Genomic DNA, 20412 nt, shown 5'->3' on the forward strand with positions numbered 1-20412 from the left:
ATTATGAAAGCAACGATCAATGTGGGCCTGGTAGGTTATGGGTTCGCGAGTAAAACGTTTCATGTACCGCTCATTCAGGCCACGGAAGGCCTGGATTTGGTCGCGGTGTCCTCAAGCGACGCCGCTAAGGTGCAGGCGGATTTGCCTGATGTAGAGGTCGAGAACGAGGCGCGGGCATTATGCCAGCGTTACGATATTGACCTTATTGTGATTCCTACCCCCAACGATACCCACTTTCAGCTTGCCAAAATGGCACTTTCTGCGGGCAAGCACGTGGTGGTGGATAAACCGTTTACCGTGACGCTGTCAGAAGCCAAGCAGTTAAAATCGCTGGCCGTGGTGAAAGAGCGTTTGATCTCGGTGTTTCATAATCGCCGTTGGGATAGCGATTTTTTAACGGTTAAGGCTTTGCTTGAGACAGGCACGCTAGGACGTGTGACCGGTTTCGAATCGCGCTTTGATAGGTTCAAACCAGAAGTACGCGACCGCTGGCGCGAGAAAGCCACGGCGGGTGGCGGTCTCTGGTTTGACCTGGGGCCACATCTGCTGGATCAGGCATGTGAGTTGTTTGGGATGCCCAACGCCATTTTGCTGGAGCTGGGCACACGCCGCGATGGCGCGCAAGCCGATGACGATTTTCTCGCGCTACTGGCCTACGATGACCGGCGTGTTCAGTTAAGCGCCAGTGCGCTAGTGGCCGAAGCGACACCACGTTTTCGGATACATGGCACGCAAGGCAGCTATGTAAAATACGGTCTGGACCCTCAAGAAGATCGCCTGAAGGCAGGGGAAGTGCCTGCTGTTAATTGGGGAGAAGATACCCCAGGCACGTTGACGCTGCGCGAAGGGCAGGGTGAAAAGGCATCACTGACAAGCCATGAGCGTCCTACTCAGCCGGGTAACTACCTGGCCTATTACCAAGGAATCGTCGAGGCTCTTCAAGGCCGTGCTGCGCTACCGGTAGATATCGAAGCCGCGCTACGCTCGATGACGCTTTTGGAAGCAGGGCAGGATAGCTACCGCCAACGCCGCTGGATAGCGCTTAAACCCCACTTTTAACCCAACACGAAGATCGGCACCCTCTTCACGCGGGTGCCTTATTTGCTCGTTCCTCGCAAAACGTTACCACGCGCAACGACGATTCTCGCTAGATCCGAAAATAGCGCAAATTTGTAGCGCGTGGTAAGCGCCAGCGCACCCGCGGGAGCAACGCGAAGCGTTGCCAGGTAGCGCGTTACAAAGCATGGATACAGGCACGGCGACAACGCCAAGGCGGCTTGCGCCGCCACCCGCGGGTGCCTTATTTGCTCGTTCCTCGCAAAACGTTACCACGCGCTACGATTCTCGTTGGATCCGAAAATAGCGCAAATTCGTAGCGCGTGGTAAGCGCAGCGCACCCGCGAGAGCAACGCGAAGCGTTGCCGGGATTGGGTGGCGGGGTGCAATAGCATAGACATAAACACGGTGGCACAAGCCAAGGCGGCTTGCGCCGCCACTCGCGGGTGCCTTATTTGCTCGTTTCTCGCAAAACGTTACCACGCGCTACGATTCTTGCTGGATTCGAACATAGCGCAAATTCGTAGCGCGTGGTAAGCGCCAGCGCACCCGCGGGAGCAGCGCGCAGCGCTGCCGGGGTTGGGTGGCGCAGCGCAATAGCATAGACATAAACACGGAGGCACAGCCAAGGCGGCTTGCGCCGCCACTCGCGGGTGCCTTATTTGCTCGTTCCTCGCAAAACGTTACCACGCGCTACGATTCTTGCTGGATCCGAAAATAGTGCAAATTCGTAGCGCGTGGTAAGCGCCAGCGCACCCGCGAGAGCAACGCGAAGCGTTGCCGGGGTTGGGTGGCACAGCCAAGGCGGCTTGCGCCGCCACTCGCGGGTGCCTTATTTGCTCGTTCCTCGCAAAACGTTACCACGCGCTACGATTCTCGCTGGATTCGAAAAGCGGGGCCGCGTTGAAAGGCGGGGCCGACATTACCTCACAACAAATCAGCAGCGTCTTGGCGCTTCTCGTCACGTAATTTATCGCGGGCGATATACAGGGCTGCTATGGCACGGGCTTCATGAAAATCGTCGCGTAGCAAAAGGGCAGGCAGCTCTTCGATGGGGTGGGTCTCGACAATAAGCGGCTCTGGCTCATCGCCCGGCAGCCGTTTGGCATACAGGTCGGTCGCGATTAATACCTGCATGCGATGGCGCATATAGTTGGGGGCCAGTGAAAGCTCAACTAAAGGCTCGATGCAGTGAGCACCAAAGCCGCACTCTTCCATCAATTCACGGTTAGCCGCGGTAATAACATCCTCGCCCGGGTCCACCAACCCTTTGGGAAGCGTTAATACGTAGTCTTCAAAACCTGCCGCATACTCGCGTATCAGCAACACATGGTCAGGGTCAGGCATGGCCACAATCATTACCGCACCACGGTCGGCGCCGGTTAAACGCTCAAACTGGCGCTCCTCGCCGTTCGAGAAGCGTAAATCCAGCGACTCAATATGAAACAAGCGGCTTTTGGCTACGCTCTCACGGGCCAGTATCTGCGGCTTGCGCAGGTAGCCGGCGGGAGAATCAGATGCTGACATAAGGGCCTCCATGGCTGCTAAATAAGGGTTAGGCTACAATAGCACGCTTACTCTTTTAGACTGGAGCGGCAATGATTGATTGGCGCGAAATTGATACCGTGCTGTTGGATATGGACGGTACGCTGCTGGACCTACACTTTGACAGCCACTTCTGGTTGGAGCATCTCCCGCGCCGTTATAGAGAGCTTCATCAGCTTGATGAAGCATCTCAAAATGCACTCCAGCAGCGCATTATGGGCGAACAGGGCACGCTAAACTGGTACAGCCTGGCGTACTGGAGCCGAGAGCTGAATGTCGACGTCGTTGCGCTCAAGCGGGAAGTGCAACATTTAATTGGTCTACGTAGCGATGCACTCGACTTCTTAGCGTGGCTAAAGCAGGCCCATCCCCGAGTGATATTGGCCACCAACGCTGATAGAGCCAGCCTATCGCTTAAATTGCCGTTAACAGGGTTGGAAAACTACCTGGATGCCATCATCTCCTCTGAAGATGTAGGGGCAGCGAAAGAGGAGCAGGCATTTTGGTTTGCACTGCAAGACATCGAACCCTTTGACCCGGCCCGTACCCTGTTTATAGACGATAACTCCCGCGTGCTGGAAAGCGCCCGCGAATTTGGCATCCGGCATTTGCTGGGTATTAAACAGCCAGACAGCCAGCGCCCAGAAAAAGAGCTGCAGGAGTTTATTGCTCTGGATCGATTTGCCCAACTGCTGCCAGAAAACGTACCTGGGTAGCAAGGAGAGCGTTAATGAGCGACACCGTTCGCTTGGATAAGTGGTTATGGGCTGCGCGGTTTTTTAAAACCCGCGCGCTCGCTAAAAAAGCCATTGAAGGTGGCAAGGTGCATTATGACGGTGCGCGTGTCAAAACCAGTAAAAATGTCGAGCTGGGGGCGCTTATCCGCGTGCCTCAGGGGTGGGATATTTACGAGGTCGAAGTAATAGAGCTTTCTGACCAGCGTCGCGGTGCGCCTGAAGCCCGAAAACTCTATGCAGAGACCACCGAAAGTGTCGAGCGCCGCGCCCGTGAGACCGAAGCCCGCAGGCTTACTAATCAAGCCATGCAGCACCCCCTCAAACGGCCTGATAAAAAGCAGCGCCGCGATATACAGCGCTTTCAGCGTCAGCCCGGCGAGTAGCCGACGTTTCCTGCCTAGGGCTGCCTTCACCGTTAAGGCAGGTTAGCCCGCCAAGCGCCCACTTTAAGTACCCTTTTACTGCAGGACCTTGTTATGTCTGATCAAATTCAGCGGTTTATGTTTGACCAAACCAACGTACGTGGCGAAATCGTAACGCTAGCCACTGCCTACCACGAAGTGCTCACGCGCCACGCGTATCCGCCCGCCGTCAATGAACTGTTGGGTGAACTGCTGGCCGCTGTCGCGCTACTAACCGATACCATTAAGTTGGACGGCACCTTGAGTATTGAAGTGCGTGGCCAGGGCGTGCTGTCGCTGCTAATGGCGGAGTCCAACCCCGGCGGCGAGCTACGTGCGATTGCGCGTGTGGCACAAGACAGCCACTTGCCCAGCGAGCGAGCAGACTTTCGTGAATTGGTCGGAGAAGGTCAAATTGTCATTACGCTCGACCCGCGTGAAGGCAAGCGCTACCAGGGCATTGTCGCGCTGGATCACGAAACGCTCAGTGGCTGTCTGGAAGCCTATTTTGGCAAATCCGAACAGTTGCCTACTCGCTTGTGGTTAGCGGCAGACGGCGAGCGTGCCGGTGGCTTGCTGCTGCAGCGTTTGCCTGATGCCTCGCAAAATCAGGATGTCGATGCGTGGGAGCGCAGCGTCGCGTTGGCCGATACGATCAAGCCTGAGGAACTTTTGGGGTTAGAGCAGCGCGAAGTGCTTTATCGCCTTTATCATGAAGAGACGGTTCGGGTCTTTGATCCTAAAGCCCTGCGCTTTGGCTGTACCTGTTCGCGGGAGCGAATGGCGGGAGGATTGATCACGTTAGGCGCTGCTGAACTGCGCGATATTGTGCGTGAAAAAGGCGCTGTTGATACGCAATGCCACTTCTGTCACACGAAATATCACTACACTGCGGCTGATGTTGAGACATTATTGGAGAACCCGGATGCACCATCGCCGGTTATTCACTGATTATGTAGTCGTTTATCAAGGCGCTGGTTAACGGGGTGTGCTCGCAAAAGGGCAGTAGCGACAACGGTTGTAGCGATTTCACCCTAAAAATAGTTAAAAGCTTACTGCGCTGCAATAAGAAATATTGTGTGTTTGTAGTAGTTTAACTACAAAATGTTTGCTCAAAGCCCCCGTTTCCCGGGGGCTTTCTTTTTGCAATAATGCGCCTGACTTCAGCACACCCAGCGCAATGTAATGTTGTTGGGACGACCTTTTTTTGGTGGCGTTAACAGCGCCCGGTAACGAGAGAATGGCCGCAAGGCCCAGGAATCAAAATGACCACGACTCAAGCCGCTCCCCAAGCCCACGTGAATCTTAGCAGCGCCGAATTAATCGAGCGCGCCGTGGCCCGTGGTGAAGGCCGCCTGTCGGCAGATGGCGCTCTGGCCATCAATACTGGCGTACGCACGGGGCGTTCGCCAGCTGACCGCTTCATTGTCGATGAACCGTCAACGCGTGACAGTATTGATTGGGGCAGCGTCAACCGCCCGTTTGATGCCGCTAAATTCGACGCTCTGTGGGCGCGGGTTGAAGAGTATCTAAGCCGTCGTGAGTATTTTGTATCTGAGCTGCACGTGGGCAGTGATTCCACCCACTATCTGCCGGTTCGCGCGACCACTGAAACCGCTTGGCAGAATCTTTTCGGCCGCACCATGTTTGTACGTCCGAGCGCTTACAACTCGGCGGGTAAAGATGAGTGGGTCATTCTCAACGCGGCAAATTTTGAGTGTGAGCCGAGCCGTGATGGCACCAACTCTGACGGCTGCGTAATTATCAATTTCGCCGAGAAAAAAGTGCTGATCGCCGGTATGCGCTACGCAGGCGAAATGAAAAAAGCCATGTTCTCGGTACAGAACTTCCTGCTGCCAGCGTCTGACGTGCTGCCGATGCACTGCTCGGCCAACGTGGGTGAAGATGGCGAAACCTGCCTGTTCTTCGGTCTTTCTGGTACGGGTAAAACCACGCTTTCCGCTGATCCGGCACGTTACCTGATCGGTGATGACGAGCACGCCTGGGGTGACGGTATCGTCTTCAACATGGAAGGTGGTTGCTACGCCAAATGTATCGACCTTTCCGAGAAAAACGAGCCGGTTATTTGGAATGCCATCAAGTTCGGCACCGTGCTTGAAAACGTGGTGCTCAATGACCGCCACGAGCCTGACTACGCCGACGACAGCCTAACGCAGAACTCGCGTGCCGCGTATCCGCTTGAGCATGTTGAAAAGCGCGTGCCGGAAAACCTGGCGGGCGAGCCCAATGCTATCGTCTTTTTGACCTGCGATATGTCAGGCGTATTGCCGCCGGTGTCGGTGCTTTCAAAAGAAGCCGCGGCGTACCACTTCCTTTCCGGTTACACCGCTAAAGTTGGCTCTACCGAAATGGGCTCCTCAGAAGGCCTGGCCGCTACGTTCTCTACCTGCTTTGGTGCGCCGTTCTTCCCGCGCCCGGCGCGTGAGTACGCGGATCTTCTGATCAAACGTGTTGATAAGAAAGATGCTCAGGTATACCTGGTCAATACCGGTTGGACGGGCGGCGCTTACGGTGAAGGTGGCTCACGCTTCTCTATCCCGACGACGCGTTCCATCATCAGTGCGATTCAGTCAGGCGTGTTGCGCGATGTAGAAACGCGCCATATCGAAGGCTTGAACCTTGACGTGCCGGTCGCCGTGCCAGGCGTTGATTCCAGCCTGCTTGACCCACGCGATACTTGGCAAGACCGCGCTGCCTACGATCAGCACCTGCAAGAGCTGGCGACTAAGTTCGTGGATAACTTCAAGAAGTTTGAAGGGGTGAGCGAAGCGATCCTCAAGGCAGGCCCGCAGTTGGGTTGATATTGAGTAGGGTACAAAGGCACGTCTTCCAGAAAGCCGCCTCATTTTGAGGCGGCTTTCTGCGTTGATGAACGGCGGGTAAAGGGCAAGCCTTTGCTGAACAATGCCTGAATACTGCAATTGTGTTATCGGTATCGCTGTACATTGGGTACTCATTAGTGTGTATTGTTGACATAACCTTAATCATGATTAAGGTTAAGTATGCCGTTGATGGTCTCTAGAGGTAGTAACGTAAAGAGAAATACCGCGCAGGGAGACAGCGTACGGCGATAATTGCCTCTATGGGTTTTTAAACGGCAGTGTTTTATCAGTTCGATATAACGTATTAGCGAGAACTATAAAAATCCTTCAGTGGATTTTTTTAAACGTAGTTTTTCAAAGACTACTGATTAAAAAAATGCTTAGAAGCAAGGAATAAACGGGACTTACAGAGAATAAAAGAGTATTCCGAGCTGATGTTTAACGCAGTAGTATCAGGCGCAGCCACGCTATCAACGGTAGCTAATTGCGCTCAACCGTTCTGGCATGATGATCATGCTTCAGTATGGAAGCAGAGCTGGTAAATGGCTTCCATGATAACTGTCCAGAGCTGAATGAAATATGCCATTGAAGAGGCAGGCGAATGGGGCTATCTACTGGAATGAAAGCGGATATCGAAAGCGCGTTAAAGGCAGGCATGGAGGCGGGGCAAGCAGCGCATGGAGGTAAGAACGCTGATTATATCCCCTATCTAGCCTCTGTTGATCCTGAGCTGTTTTCACTTGCCATCATAACGGCAGATGGCCAAGTCTATACCGAAGGGGATTGCGACTACGCGTTTGCAATTGAGTCGATCTCAAAAGTATTTACGTTGGCGATGGTCATGGAGCATATTGGCCCTGATGCTGTTCGCGATAAAATTGGAGATAGCCCAACGGGACTGCCTTTCAATTCCATCATCGCACTGGAGTTAAATAACGACAAGCCGCTCTCTCCGCTTGTCAATGCTGGCGCTATAGCGACGGTAAGCCTTGTGCCCGGGGAGAGTGCAGACGAATGCTTTGAAGCTATTCTCCAGTGCCAGTGTGAATTTGCGGGACGAGATCTTGCCATGAGTGCCGAGATTAATGCGTCTGAGCAGTCTACCAACGCCCATAACCGGGCTATCGCATGGCTGCTTGAAAGCGCTGGTGCGTGTTATAGCGACCCGGTACGCACTGTCGATGTCTATACACGGCAATGCTCTACCCTGATTAATTGCAAGGATCTTGCCACGATGGGAGCAACGCTTGTTGCAGGTGGTATTAATCCGTTAACCAAGCGACAGGTTATGGATGCGCGTTATGTCCATTATATATTGGCTGAAATGATGATGGAGGGACTTTACACAGCTTCTGGAGACTGGGCTTATGAGGTAGGCTTGCCCGCGAAGAGTGGTGTTGGTGGGGGGATTCTCGCTGTCATGCCGGGGCAGCTCGCGATAGCCGCTTTTTCTCCTCGCTTGGATGAGGCTGGCAATAGCATTCGTGGTCAGGCCGCCGTCAAGGCTGCTGCGGCATCGCTGGGTCTCAATCTCTTCAAGGCTCCTTGCCAGTAAATGCCTTGAAGAAAGAAGGTTACTGTTCATGGCAATTAAAAGGGCGGCCACGCCCTGAACGGTCTTTTATCCCCATTGCTATAAAGGGAGTCTTGTGCAGATACAGCGGTAGTAGGCTGATTGTGATACCTTGTCAGCACTAAAAAATGCTGCATGAGTTAGTTGCAATTTATGGATGTCAATCAGCGAATTATTTCCCGCTTAGCCGACGAGCTAGGCGTGCGTACCCAGCAAGTAGCGGCTACGGTAGAGCTGTTGGATGGCGGTGCCACCGTGCCGTTTATTGCCCGTTACCGTAAAGAAATTACCGGGGCATTAGATGATACCCAACTGCGTCAGTTGGATGAGCGGTTGCGCTACCTGCGTGAGCTTGAAGAGCGCCGTGTCGCCGTTCTGGCAGCCATTGATGAGCAGGGTAAGCTGGATGCATCGCTCAAGGCGAGCATTGACGCGGCAGAAACCAAGCAACGCCTTGAAGATCTCTATTTACCCTTTAAGAAAAAACGCCGTACCAAGGCACAAATCGCCCGTGAAGCGGGGCTTGAACCGTTGGCGGATGCGTTGTTAGCGAACCCCGCGCTTGATCCTGAAACAGAAGCAGCCGGTTACCTGTGCCCGGCAGAGGGTGATGTTCCCGCCATTGAAGATGCCAAAGCGGCGTTGGACGGCGCTAAGCAAATCCTGATGGAGCGTTTTGCCGAAGACCCAGAACTGATTGGGCGGCTGCGCGAGAGACTCTGGCAAGAGGGTGAACTGAGTGCCCGTGTACTGGAGGGCAAGCAGCAAGAAGGCGCTAAGTTTGCGGATTACTTCGAGCACGATGAAAAGCTTGCCAAAGTGCCTTCACACCGTGCGCTTGCCATGTTCCGTGGCCGCAATGAAGGCGTGCTGAGCCTTGCTATTCGCTTGCCTGGTGAAGATGATGCGCCTATTCATCCCGCCCAGGTAGCCATTGCCAAACACGTCGGTATTAGCGATGAGGGCCGCGCTGCTGATAAATGGTTGGGCGAGGTGGTCCGTTGGACATGGCGTGTGAAACTCTACACAGCGCTGGAAACCGAACTGCTGGGGCGTTTGCGCGAGCAGGCTGAGCAAACCGCCATTGAGGTGTTTGCCGCCAATCTGAAAGATCTGCTGTTGGCCGCGCCCGCTGGGCAAAAAATCACCCTGGCGCTTGATCCTGGTTTGCGTACCGGCTGTAAGGTGGCGGTCATTGATGCAACCGGGCAGTTTATTGATCAGGCCACCATTTACCCGCATGCGCCACAAAACCGTTGGGATGAGTCGCTCAACGTGTTGGCTAAGCTCGTTAAGCAGCATGGCGTTCAACTGGTTGCTGTTGGGAATGGTACCGCCAGCCGTGAAACCGACAAGCTGGCAGGGGAGCTACTGAAAGCACTGGCGCCTGAGTATCGGGTCAGTAAAGTGATGGTGTCGGAAGCTGGGGCGTCTGTTTACTCCGCTTCGGAATACGCTTCTCGTGAACTGCCGGATCTTGATGTCACCATACGCGGTGCGGTGTCGATTGCTCGTCGGTTGCAGGACCCGCTGGCTGAGCTGGTTAAAATTGAGCCCAAGTCGATTGGCGTAGGCCAGTATCAGCATGACGTTTCTCAGGTACAGCTATCGCGTAGCCTGGAGGCTGTCATTGAAGATTGTGTTAACGCCGTGGGGGTTGACCTTAATACGGCGTCAAGTGCGTTGCTCTCTCGGGTGGCAGGCCTAAGTGCTGCGATAGCTGAGAATATCGTGGCCCAGCGTAACAGCCTTGGTGCGTTTAAAAGCCGTAAAGCACTGCTGGACGTTAGCCGCCTGGGCCCCAAAACCTTTGAGCAGTGCGCAGGTTTTTTGCGCATCAGCAATGCGGATAACCCGTTGGATGCAAGTGCCGTTCACCCGGAAGCCTATACCCTGGTCGAGCGCATCGCTAAACAAAGTGGCCGTGATGTTAAAGGCTTGATTGGCGATAGCGCAGCGCTGAAAGCGTTAAAGCCCGCTGATTTTGCCGATGAGCGCTTTGGTGTGCCCACGGTCAGCGACATTCTGAGCGAGCTTGATAAGCCGGGTCGTGACCCACGGCCTGAATTTAAAGCTGCAGAATTCCGCGAGGGCGTGGAAACGCTCAAGGATTTGAAGCTGGGTATGGTACTGGAGGGCACCGTGACGAACGTAACGCCCTTTGGTGCGTTTGTAGATATTGGCGTCCATCAGGATGGTCTGGTACATATCTCTGCACTGTCTGATCGCTTTATTGACGACCCACGTAGCGTAGTTAAAGCGGGTGATATTGTGTCGGTAAAAGTGATGAGCGTGGATATTGCCCGTAAGCGGGTGGGGCTTTCCATGCGCCTGAATGATGAGCCGGAGAGTGAGCAAGAGCGCGCGTCATCAGCCGTTAATAAAGGGTCGCAAAAATCACCACGTAGCCAACGACCTGCCAGTAAGAGCGCGGAAACTTCGGCGCCAATGGGGGCGCTGGGGGCGGCATTGCTGAAAGCCAAGCAGGGCAAGTAGACGCATACGTTGAACGCTTATGTAACTTGAAGGCTTGCGTGGCTTGAAAATACGTGTCTTGAAAATACATGTCTTGAAAATATTAGGGCTGCCGCCATATCCTGCCTTTTATGATTGATGGATATGCTGGCGATGCCACCTGATTTCACCAAGGCTCGTCCAAAACGAGCCTTACTGACAAGGAGTGTTCACCTTGCCTGAACCACTCACTGTGCCATCTTCGTTGACCTCCCAGGTTGAGCGACTGTTGCCCAGCGCGCGCTTGGGCCGCATGGGACGCTTACGCCGCGGGTTGGAAAAAGAAGGACTGCGGGTTGATGCAAACGGCCATATTGCGCAAACCCCGCACCCAAGAGCTTTGGGTTCCAAGCTAACGCACCCGCATATCACCACTGATTATTCAGAAGCGTTGATTGAATACATTACCCCGGTGTATTCGCAGCCGCGTGAAGCCTTGGCCTTTTTATCGGATCTGCACACCTTTACCTATCAGCACCTTGACCAGGAGTGGGTCTGGCCGGGGAGTATGCCGTCACGGCTTTCAGGTAATGCCAGCGTGCCCATTGCGGATTACGGCTCTTCCAACGTTGGCACCATGAAGCACGTCTACCGTAAAGGGCTGGACGTACGTTATGGGCGGATCATGCAGGCAATTGCTGGCGTACACTACAACGTCTCGTTACCTGATGATATGTGGCACGCGCTGCGCGAGCTGGAAGGTGCGAATAATATCCCGTTTAACGACTATCGTTCGACGCGCTATTTTGGCCTTATCCGTAATTTTCGACGTCATAGCTGGCTGCTGCTTTATCTGTTTGGCGCTTCGCCTGCGGTAGATAAAAGCTTTTTGCCTAACGGCAACGTGCCTGAAAAGTTGAAGCCACTCAACGACGATACGTTTTATGCCCCGTTTGCTACGACGCTGCGTATGTCGGATCTAGGCTATCAAAACAAGGTCCAGGCTCAGCTTAAAATCTGCTTTAACTCGTTATCCAACTATGTGAATACGTTGCGCCATGCGATATCAACGCCGTGGCCGGATTACGAAAAACTCGGGGTTAATGTAGAGGGCAACTGGCAGCAGTTGAATGCCAATATTCTCCAGATAGAGAACGAGTACTACAGCGATATTCGTCCCAAGCGCGTCGCCAAGCATAACGAAACGCCTAGCCAAGCGCTTGAGGCGCGCGGTGTTGAGTATATTGAAGTGCGCTGTTTGGACCTGAATCCCTTTGACCCGCTGGGCGTCACCGAGACGCAGATGCGCTTTGTAGACACCTTCCTGATGTGGTGTTTACTCAGCGATAGCCCGTGGATTTCTGATGATGAGTGCGACCGCCTGGACGATAACCGTCGTTGGGTGGTGGAGCGCGGCCGTGACCCAGAGTTAACGCTGATTCGTAATGGCCAGACCACCTCGGTTTGTGAGTGGGGCGAGCAGATTTTTGCAGAATTGCACGAAGTCGCCCGCCTGCTGGATGCTGTGGAAGACGATGCGCCTCACGCGGCAGCACTCAAGGAGCTGGCCCCGCGTTTGCAGGATCCTTCGCTGACACCCTCGGCTCAGCTTCTGGCGCTTATGAAAGAGGGCAATGGCTCGTTAAGTGATACGCTGCTTGGGCTGGCCAAGGAGCAGAGCGAAAAGCTTAAAAACACACCCATGCTACGCTCGCGCGAAGCCTTGCTTGACCAGTTGATTGAGACCTCGCATCAGCAGCAGAAAGATATAGAAGCGGCAGACCAGGAGAGCTTTGCTGACTTCCTCGATACGTACTTTACCAAAGCGCGTGAATCGCGCGCGTTGTCTGCGTTACTACTTGAGGAGAGGCAATGAAGCCCACAGCACTTCGCCCCGTGGCCCTTGCAGGCTTGGCATTTTGTGTCTTGATGATGGCCGTCGCGCTTGGCCTTGAGCATATTATGGGTCTTGAACCCTGCCCGCTGTGCATTTTTCAGCGCGTAGCGGTCATTGCCGCCGGCGTGATTTTTGCGATTGCGGCTATCCACAATCCAAGCGGCTGTGTGGGAAAAGGCATTTACGGTGTGTTGGGGTTGATAGCGGTAGCCACCGGCGCGTTTATTGCCGGTCGCCACGTATGGCTGCAAACTCTCCCGGCCGACGAGGTGCCGTCCTGCGGCCCAGGTCTTGGCTACATGATGGATATCCTGCCCATGCAGGATGTCGTTGCCATGGTGTTGACCGGCTCGGGAGAGTGCGCCGAAATTGACTTTACCTTCATGGGGGCTTCTCTGTCTGTCTGGACATTCCTCGGCTTTGTTGTCCTGGCGCTTGTACCTCTGCGGATATTATGGCTAGCTATCAAGCGATAGATGGCTGTTTGTGCGGCCAGCGTTTTGGCTGGCCGCGAGTATCAAGGAAACGGCCCCTAACAGAATTGACAGAGAAAGGTGGAAAAGCGAGTTTTGCTCTGTTGTAGGTGGCTATTAGCAAGGAGAAACCCATGCTCGAAGATTGCAAAAATGCCCAGGAGCGCTGGGGAGGCGTTCATGGCTTGATTGACCGCTGGCTGGAGCAGCGCCGCACGCTTTTGGCGAGCTTTATCGAGCTGAAGGACGCCTGCGACACTGAATTGGAAGCAGTTAGCAAAGAGCGCATTGATATCTTTAGCCAGACGCTAATGGATTATATTAGCGCTGGGCATTTTGAGATTTACCCCCAACTCGCGGAAGAAGCGAAAGCCTTTGATGATGAGAGTGCGCTGCACATCGCATCACGGCTTCTGGAACGCCTTGAGATGTCTACGCAAATGGTGCTTGAGTTCGACCAGGATTACGAGTCACCTGTGCGTTGCCAGCAGCATTTGGTGCGGCTACCCGCCTGGATTGATCGCTTGGCAAAAGGCCTCTCTGAGCGTTTCGCGTTAGAGGACCAGCTCATTGCCCGTTTGCACGCCGCCAATACCCCCAGCTAAGTCTTTCTTCTTCATTGCTTGTTGTTTTGCGCCAGATAAAAGCACCCTTGAAGGTGCTTTTTGTCGAATTTTATTCCGGCTAATCTTCCCAAGCGCCCTGGTTTAGTTGGGCGATACTTGCTGCTCCATTGAGACTAAACGAGCCAATACTGTTTCTTTTATGCAGGAGATGTTTACGTACGTTGATTTGATAGTAAATAAGCTATAGTTTACCTGAAGTATGGTTTAACTATTAATAAGATGAAGAAGAGTAGTATGCGACGTTTTTCCAAGCCTTGTTTAGCAGGTTTTTGCCTATCGGCCATCAGTATTGCTCTCGCGCCCACAGTGGCCGCATGTACCTCCCTTCTTTATAGTGACGCAAATGATAAATTTTATGCGGGCCGCACCATGGAACTGCCGATGGAGCTACCTTATAAAGTGTCCTACTTTCCAGCCGGCACTAGCTTTGGCTCGCAGGCTGATAAACATCACGTGCTGGACTTTACCGGCCAAAACGCCTTTGTTGCCGTTACGGTGCCGGACCCCGTATCAAAAGATTTAAAAGTAGCTGAAGGTGTTAACGACAAGGGTTTGACGTTTGGCTTGCTGGCGTATGCCAGCACCGAAGGCCCCGCCGATATGGTTAACAATACGCAGGCGGTGCTGGCAGCTATCGACCTCGGCGCTTGGGCGCTTTCTCAGTTTTCTACCGTTGACGAAGTAAAGCAGGCGTTAGAAGAACAACCTGTTATGGTGACGTCGCTACTGCCGATGGGCGTGCTGGATACGCCGTTTCACTACACGTTGCACGATGCCACGGGTAAATCCATCGTGATTGAGTTTGCCAATCACGAGCAGAATGTTATCGACAACCCGCTAGGGGTTATGACCAACGGACCAGAATTTTCCTGGCACATGACCAACCTGAATAACTACACGTTTTTAAGTAACATTGACCAATCAAAGCTGGAATTGAGTGGGGTAAAACTTGCTCAGCCTGACTCAGGAATTGCGACGGCCGGGCTGCCTGCGTCGAATACGTCAGTGGGGCGCTTTGTCCGCGCTATTTACTACTCCCAGTTTGCTGAAAAAGCAGAAAATACAGACAGCGCCATCACCACACTTGCCCATGTCATGAATAACTTTGACCGGCCGCGCGGTATTACCATCGACAACCGATTCCGCGACTCGATTGAAAATATTGCGGCCCCCGGTGTTAACAATGATCGTGTCTACACCTCGGAGTACACCTCCTGGACGTCACTGATTGACCTTCAGCAGCGGACGCTTCATCTGCGCTCTTACGATAGCCTTAACTACATCCATTTCGATCTGGATGAGCTAACGGATATTGATGAGATCCGTCATGTTGAACTCAAGGACGTGGTTCATGGCCCGCAAGACGCCACGCTGGCCTTGAGTCAATAAGAGAAAGGGGGCCGCTCAAACGGCCCCCTATGTTCGTCTGGCTGCTACGGCTTGTGGCGGTGTAGTTTGCCACCCAGCACCAGCATACAGGGCGTCAGCAGAAGGGTGAGGGCGGTCGCGAAGGTAAGCCCGCCCGCAATAGCGCTCGACATCTGTGTCCACCACTGCGCTGAAGGGGCGTTGAACCCAAGTGATGGTGCGAACAGGTTGACGTTCATGCCCAGTACCATCGGCATCAAACCCAGCACTGTGGTGATTGCCGTTAACAGCACCGGGCGAAGCCGCAAACAGCCTGCTTCCAATGCGGCCTCGGCCGGTGCCATCCCTTCAAGACGTAACTCATTATAGGTATCGATTAGTACGATATTGTTATTCACCACGATACCAGCCAGCGCAATGACCCCCATACCGACCATCACAATGCCAAAGGCCTGACCCGTGATCAGCAGCCCTATCAATATTCCGGCTGTCGAGAAGACGATGGCCGAAAGCACTAGAATCGCTTGGTAGAAGCTATTGAATTGAGTCACCAGGATCAGCGACATCAGCCCAATAGCGACAAAGAACGCACTGATCAAGAACTGCATCGCTTCCAGTTGGTCCTCCTGTTCACCGGCCACATTCACCATCAAATCATCGGGCAGCTTGTCTTGCGCTTCCTGAAACAGTGCCCTTAAACGTTCATCTGCCAGGTACCCCGGCGCCAAATCAGCTTCGACGGTAATGGCGCGGCGCCCATTAATACGATTAAGCGTGCCTACTTTGGGTGCCGGAGTAATCTCCACGAAGTGAGAAATAGGCACCTGCCCGCGCGGTGTGTTTATCGTCATGCGGCCGAGTTGGTCGAGTGAGCGCCAACCTTCCGGTAACCGAATTCGAATATCGACCTCATCACTAACGTCAGGCGGCCGGTAGCTGGCTACCTGTAAGCCGTTGGTAAGCAGTTGCACCGCACTGCCAATGGTCGTGATATCAGTGCCCATGCGCGCGGCCGCTTCCCGGTCCACATTGATCCGCCACTCCACGCCTGGCAGGCTACGGTTATCCTGAATGGCAACGAACCCCCCTAGCTCATGCATGATGGCTTGTAACTGGTCCACCCCCGCATCGGCAACGGCTGGGTTCATGGCGCTGACTTCCAGAACGATAGGCTTTCCGCCTCCTGGCCCCATCTCCTGCTCCTGGAACTCCAGACGAATACCGGGAATGTCGCTGGCGCGTTCGGCCATATCGGCCAAAATTTCTCGGGAAGGGCGGCGCTCATACCAATCAATAAACTGGAACTGGAGTACGCCGATAACATCGTTCCCCAGTTGCTCGTTTGGAACGGCAAACGAACGCGCATAGAGCGCCTGTACTTCGCTCATCCCTGATAGCCGTGCCTCCACGCGCTGAACAATGGCATCCGCCTCCAGAGCAGAGAAGTCGCCACGGGCGCGTACCAACACCTGGGCGCTGTCCGGCTCAACATTGGGGAAGAAGTCGACCCCGTGATTGAGGCGCCCGTAGGCTGTGTAAATTAACGCCAGCAGTAGCACGGCAATAATAAGTACCCAGCCAGGGCGGGCCAATAGGCGGGAAAGTAGGCGCCGATAGCCGCGCCCCAGCCGAGTACTTTGGTCGGGGCGAACTCCGCCCTGCGCCGGCTCGGAGGCCGTACGGGTAAACAGTCGCCCAAGTGTGGGTAAGAAAATCAGCGCCATGGCCAGCGACGCCAGTAAACAGAGAATAACGGTTGCAGGCAGATACTTCATAAACTGACCGACCATGCCGGGCCAAAACAGCAGGGGGATAAACACCGCAAGTGTCGTGGCGGTAGAGGCGATCACCGGCCAGCTCATACGTGAGGCGGCATTCAGCCATGCCTGGTGAGGCGATTGCCCCTCGCGCAGATGACGATCCGCCAGCTCGCTCACCACAATCGCCCCATCTACCAGCATGCCCGCGACCAGAATCAAGGCGAAGAGCACCACAATGTTGAGCGTGAACCCAAACGCCCAGACCAGCAGAATACCGGTTAAAAAGGCGCCAGGAATAGTCAGGCCCACCAGAAGCGCCATGCGCAAACCCATCACGGCAACCACCACGATGAGCACCAGTACTACGGCGGTCAGTACGTTATTGAGAAGCTCTGAGAGCATATCCTCAACCGTGACCGATTGGTCGAGAATGGTGGTGATATTTAACTGCTCGGGCAGCAAATCACTTGCCTGGTCGAGTGTCTCGCGCACAGCAGCAATGGTGGCAATAATGTTGGCACCAGCGCGTTTGGATATTTCCAATACTACGGCGGGCTGGTCATCAATACGCGCAAAGCCTGCGGGGTCTTTAAAGGTTGGGTGAATCCAAGCGACGTCGCCAAAGGTAACAACGCGGTCCTCATCCACCTTCACCGGCATATTCATAACATCTTCAAGCGACTCGATAACGCCGGGCACCTTCAGCGCCATACGGCCTGCGCCAGTATCCAGGCTGCCCGCCGCTACCAGCCGGTTGTTATTGGAGACGATGTTAAACAGCTCATTGAAATCGATGCCGTAACTCTCCAGCACCAGTGGGTCGACCACGATCTCCAGCAAGTCCTCCTGTTCACCACCAATATCCACTTCCAGCACATCAGCGATGCCTTCAATCTCCTCCTTTAAGCGGCGCGCCACGGTAATCCGTTCCCGGGTATCCAACTGCCCCGAAAGGCCAATGCTGAGTACCGGAAACTCTGACACATTGACTTCCATAACCCGTGGTTCATCCGCTTCGGAAGGTAAGTCGCTGCGGGCGATATCAACGCGGTCACGAACGTCGGAAAGCGCCGTGTCAGGGTCAAAACCTGGGTCAAACTCCAATGAAATAGAGGCGTGGCCTTCGCTGGATTGGGCAGTGAACTTGCGCAGTCCTGCAATGCCGCGCAGTTCCTGCTCCATAGGACGAATCAGCAGACGCTCGCCATCCTCCGGGCTCACGCCCTCCAGCGTTAGCGAAACGTAAATCAGCGGAATCGTAACGTCGGGGTTGGCTTCCTTGGGAATGACCTGCCAGGCAACCACGCCTGCCAGCAGTAGGCTAACCAGCAGAAACAGCGTGGTGCGCGTATGGTGAAGCGCGGCATCAATCAACTGGCGCATTAGCGGGCCTCGGATGCAGCGTCAACAGAAACAGGCTCGACAACCTCGCCTGCATTCACAAGGCCAGCGCCCAGCGTGATCAAGCGCACCTGATCGGGCAGCCCACTTACATAGGCGCTTTCAATCGTCGCGCTAACCAGCTCCACCGGCGTCTCAATCACTTCGTTATCGGCATTGATATGCTTGATAGTCAGCTGATTTTCATGGCCAAGAGACAGCAGAGCAGGCGAGAGACTGTGTACAGAGCGGGGCGGCAGGGTAATCGTAAGCTCCGCGCTACCGCCGGACATGGGCAGCTGCAAAGGGTTATCCAACGTCGCTTCGACATAGAACGTACGCGTTGCTTCATTGGCCCGGCGGCTAATAAAGCTCAGCTCGCCATCAAGGTGAGCGCCATTGAGCAAGCGAGCCGTAACGGGCAGGCCGACGGCCAAGTCACCTACTTGCTGTTGAGACACCCAAGCGGTGCCGGTTAAACGGCTATCATCTACCAGTCGGCCCCACTCTTCGCCGGGTTGAACAAGGTCACCCAATTCAACCTCAATACGGTCTAGCGTGCCGCTAAACGGGGCTTGGGGGCGTGAGTCGGCCAGCTGTTTTTCAAGCTGAGCGACTTGCGCTGCACTCGCGCTTAACGAGGCTTGTAAACGTAGCAGTTCGGGCTGAGAAATAAGCTGACGATCACGCAAATTCTGGGCACCGGAGTATTCGGCTTGGGCGAGTTCAAGCTCATCGCGGGCTTGCTGCAAGCGTTCTGGCAGGGCGTCGTTATCCAACACAAGCAGCGTATCCCCGGCCTCAACAGGGCTCCCTTGGGGAATAGGTTTTTCAACGACAAACCCGCCGACGTTGGCGCGCAGGGTGACCTCACGCTCGGCAGTTAGCTGGCCTTGAACCATTTGCTGAGGGATGTAGGGCATGCTGTCGAGTGTCATTACTTCAACGCGAGGGCCACTTACGGAGCTACTTTGTGCCTCGGGAGGCGCGGATTGAAAGCGCTGAAAATCGCCCAGCACTAACCAAATGACCAGACCCAATACCAGTAAGCTGGCCAGCATATAAGAAGAGGGAAGTTTGCGCATAAAGGGGGATCTATCCCTGGCAACTGTGTGCAACGACACACGAACAAGAAAAAAGGTGCAGCGATACAATAGCGCAACCAACGGCTTGCAGCGAGTGATTGCAGGCCCGATGAAGGCAAAGTCACTGTATGGATGATTGAGTTTTTGCATGACTGCGCATAACATCTTGGCATCTTGAGTTCTGTCGACCCACTTGAAGGCGAACCAACCAAGGAGCAATGATGAAAGATCCAGTACGTATTGCGATTACCGGCGGTGCCGGCCAGATCAGTTACTCTCTTATTTTCCGCATCGCCGCTGGCGATATGCTGGGGCCGGATCAGCCTGTCATTCTTCAGCTGCTCGAAATTCCGCAAGCAATGGACGCGCTGAACGGCGTAGTAATGGAAGTCAACGACTGTGCCTTCCCGCTGGTACAAGACATTGTTGCCACTGACGATGCCAACGTTGCATTTAAAGATGCTGACTTCGCCCTGTTAGTCGGTGCGCGCCCGCGTGGTCCGGGTATGGAGCGCAAAGATCTGCTGGAAGCCAACGCCGCGATCTTCTCTGTACAAGGTAAAGCGCTGAACGATCACGCTAGCCGTGACGTTAAAGTGCTGGTGGTGGGGAACCCGGCCAACACCAACGCGCTGATTGCTTCCTGCAACGCGCCGGATCTGGACAAAGGTCAGTTCACTGCCATGACGCGTCTGGACCATAACCGCGCCCTGACGCAGCTGGCCCAGAAAACCGGCAAGCACGTGACCGACGTTGAAAACATGATCATCTGGGGCAACCACAGCGCGACCCAGTACCCCGATATCGCTCAGTGCAAGGTTGACGGTAAAGCGGCGTTTGATCTGGTTGAGCGTGACTGGTACGAAAACGACTTTATCCCGACGGTACAGCAGCGCGGCGCGGCGATCATCAAAGCACGTGGCGCGTCTTCTGCCGCCTCCGCTGCCTCTTCAGCCATCGACCACATGCACGACTGGGCACTGGGCTCCAAAGGTATCGTCAGCATGGCAATTCCGTCTGACGGCAGCTACGGCATCGCAGAAGGTATCATCTACTCCTACCCGGTGCGTTGCCAGGGCGGCAAGTATGAAATCGTTCAAGGCTTTGAGCTTGACGAATTCAGCCAAGAGAAGATGAAAGCAACCGAGAAAGAATTGCGTGAAGAGCGCGCAGCCGTTGAGCACCTGCTCGGCTAAACGCGCTTCTGATTCTGT

General features: G+C 54.4%; 15 protein-coding genes. 12 read left to right on the forward strand and 3 right to left on the reverse strand.

What is annotated here, in order from left to right:
* The first annotated feature begins 3 nt into the window (after positions 1-3).
* Positions 4-1059, forward strand: a complete 1056-nt coding sequence (locus FKN99_RS01075) for an oxidoreductase (protein WP_172116165.1) — start codon at positions 4-6, stop codon at positions 1057-1059.
* A gap of 924 nt (positions 1060-1983) precedes the next feature.
* Here FKN99_RS01075 and nudE read toward each other — a convergent pair.
* A complete protein-coding gene (gene nudE / locus FKN99_RS01080; protein ID WP_172116166.1) occupies positions 1984-2583 on the reverse strand; it encodes an ADP compounds hydrolase NudE in 600 nt (199 codons plus the stop codon).
* Positions 2584-2654: 71 nt separating this feature from the next.
* Between nudE and yrfG the strand changes: the two genes are divergently transcribed.
* From yrfG to FKN99_RS01130, 10 genes are all read left to right on the forward strand, one after another.
* A complete protein-coding gene (gene yrfG, locus FKN99_RS01085; protein WP_172116167.1) occupies positions 2655-3317 on the forward strand; it encodes a GMP/IMP nucleotidase in 663 nt (220 codons plus the stop codon).
* A gap of 14 nt (positions 3318-3331) precedes the next feature.
* Positions 3332-3721: a ribosome-associated heat shock protein Hsp15 gene (hslR, locus tag FKN99_RS01090; protein ID WP_172116168.1), complete on the forward strand. Its 390-nt coding sequence runs from the start codon at positions 3332-3334 to the stop codon at positions 3719-3721.
* Positions 3722-3814: 93 nt separating this feature from the next.
* Positions 3815-4690: an Hsp33 family molecular chaperone HslO gene (gene hslO / locus FKN99_RS01095; RefSeq protein WP_172116169.1), complete on the forward strand. Its 876-nt coding sequence runs from the start codon at positions 3815-3817 to the stop codon at positions 4688-4690.
* Between the two features lie 314 nt (positions 4691-5004).
* Positions 5005-6561, forward strand: coding sequence for a phosphoenolpyruvate carboxykinase (locus FKN99_RS01100; RefSeq protein ID WP_172116170.1), 1557 nt, complete (start codon positions 5005-5007; stop codon positions 6559-6561).
* 622 nt (positions 6562-7183) lie between these two features.
* On the forward strand, positions 7184-8137 hold the full coding sequence (gene glsA / locus FKN99_RS01105) for a glutaminase A (protein WP_216657921.1): 954 nt from the start codon (positions 7184-7186) through the stop codon (positions 8135-8137).
* Positions 8138-8308: 171 nt separating this feature from the next.
* Positions 8309-10651: a Tex family protein gene (locus FKN99_RS01110; protein WP_172116171.1), complete on the forward strand. Its 2343-nt coding sequence runs from the start codon at positions 8309-8311 to the stop codon at positions 10649-10651.
* 193 nt (positions 10652-10844) lie between these two features.
* Entirely contained in the window at positions 10845-12485 is a 1641-nt protein-coding gene (gene gshA / locus FKN99_RS01115) for a glutamate--cysteine ligase (RefSeq protein WP_172116172.1), read from the forward strand.
* Positions 12482-12982, forward strand: coding sequence for a disulfide bond formation protein B (locus FKN99_RS01120; RefSeq protein WP_172116173.1), 501 nt, complete (start codon positions 12482-12484; stop codon positions 12980-12982). Before gshA ends, FKN99_RS01120 begins: the two co-directional genes overlap by 4 nt.
* A 131-nt stretch (positions 12983-13113) precedes the next feature.
* Positions 13114-13584 (forward strand): sigma D regulator, encoded by a 471-nt coding sequence (rsd, locus tag FKN99_RS01125; protein WP_172116174.1) that lies wholly within the window; start codon positions 13114-13116, stop codon positions 13582-13584.
* Positions 13585-13839: 255 nt separating this feature from the next.
* On the forward strand, positions 13840-14994 hold the full coding sequence (locus tag FKN99_RS01130) for a linear amide C-N hydrolase (protein ID WP_172116175.1): 1155 nt from the start codon (positions 13840-13842) through the stop codon (positions 14992-14994).
* A 44-nt stretch (positions 14995-15038) separates the two neighbouring features.
* Here FKN99_RS01130 and FKN99_RS01135 read toward each other — a convergent pair whose 3' ends face one another.
* Both FKN99_RS01135 and FKN99_RS01140 read right to left on the reverse strand, forming a co-directional pair.
* Positions 15039-18116 (reverse strand): efflux RND transporter permease subunit, encoded by a 3078-nt coding sequence (locus tag FKN99_RS01135; protein ID WP_172116176.1) that lies wholly within the window; start codon positions 18114-18116, stop codon positions 15039-15041.
* Positions 18116-19198, reverse strand: a complete 1083-nt coding sequence (locus FKN99_RS01140) for an efflux RND transporter periplasmic adaptor subunit (RefSeq protein WP_172116177.1) — start codon at positions 19196-19198, stop codon at positions 18116-18118. The genes FKN99_RS01135 and FKN99_RS01140 overlap by 1 nt, the downstream gene beginning before the upstream one ends.
* Before the next feature lie 221 nt (positions 19199-19419).
* On the opposite strand from FKN99_RS01140, the gene FKN99_RS01145 reads away from it, so the two are divergent.
* On the forward strand, positions 19420-20394 hold the full coding sequence (locus FKN99_RS01145) for a malate dehydrogenase (RefSeq protein ID WP_216657922.1): 975 nt from the start codon (positions 19420-19422) through the stop codon (positions 20392-20394).
* The last annotated feature ends 18 nt before the right edge of the window (positions 20395-20412 follow it).

It is taken from the genome of Halomonas hibernica (genome assembly GCF_013183775.1).
GTDB lineage: Bacteria > Pseudomonadota > Gammaproteobacteria > Pseudomonadales > Halomonadaceae > Vreelandella > Vreelandella citrativorans.

Coding starts and splice junctions, on each gene's coding strand:
- FKN99_RS01075 (WP_172116165.1), top strand. CDS start 4: ATGAAAGCAACGATCAATGTGGGCCTGGTAGGTTATGGGTTCGCGAGT.
- nudE (WP_172116166.1), bottom strand. CDS start 2,583: ATGTCAGCATCTGATTCTCCCGCCGGCTACCTGCGCAAGCCGCAGATA.
- yrfG (WP_172116167.1), top strand. CDS start 2,655: ATGATTGATTGGCGCGAAATTGATACCGTGCTGTTGGATATGGACGGT.
- hslR (WP_172116168.1), top strand. CDS start 3,332: ATGAGCGACACCGTTCGCTTGGATAAGTGGTTATGGGCTGCGCGGTTT.
- hslO (WP_172116169.1), top strand. CDS start 3,815: ATGTCTGATCAAATTCAGCGGTTTATGTTTGACCAAACCAACGTACGT.
- FKN99_RS01100 (WP_172116170.1), top strand. CDS start 5,005: ATGACCACGACTCAAGCCGCTCCCCAAGCCCACGTGAATCTTAGCAGC.
- glsA (WP_216657921.1), top strand. CDS start 7,184: ATGGGGCTATCTACTGGAATGAAAGCGGATATCGAAAGCGCGTTAAAG.
- FKN99_RS01110 (WP_172116171.1), top strand. CDS start 8,309: ATGGATGTCAATCAGCGAATTATTTCCCGCTTAGCCGACGAGCTAGGC.
- FKN99_RS01120 (WP_172116173.1), top strand. CDS start 12,482: ATGAAGCCCACAGCACTTCGCCCCGTGGCCCTTGCAGGCTTGGCATTT.
- rsd (WP_172116174.1), top strand. CDS start 13,114: ATGCTCGAAGATTGCAAAAATGCCCAGGAGCGCTGGGGAGGCGTTCAT.
- FKN99_RS01130 (WP_172116175.1), top strand. CDS start 13,840: ATGCGACGTTTTTCCAAGCCTTGTTTAGCAGGTTTTTGCCTATCGGCC.
- FKN99_RS01135 (WP_172116176.1), bottom strand. CDS start 18,116: ATGCGCCAGTTGATTGATGCCGCGCTTCACCATACGCGCACCACGCTG.
- FKN99_RS01140 (WP_172116177.1), bottom strand. CDS start 19,198: ATGCGCAAACTTCCCTCTTCTTATATGCTGGCCAGCTTACTGGTATTG.
- FKN99_RS01145 (WP_216657922.1), top strand. CDS start 19,420: ATGAAAGATCCAGTACGTATTGCGATTACCGGCGGTGCCGGCCAGATC.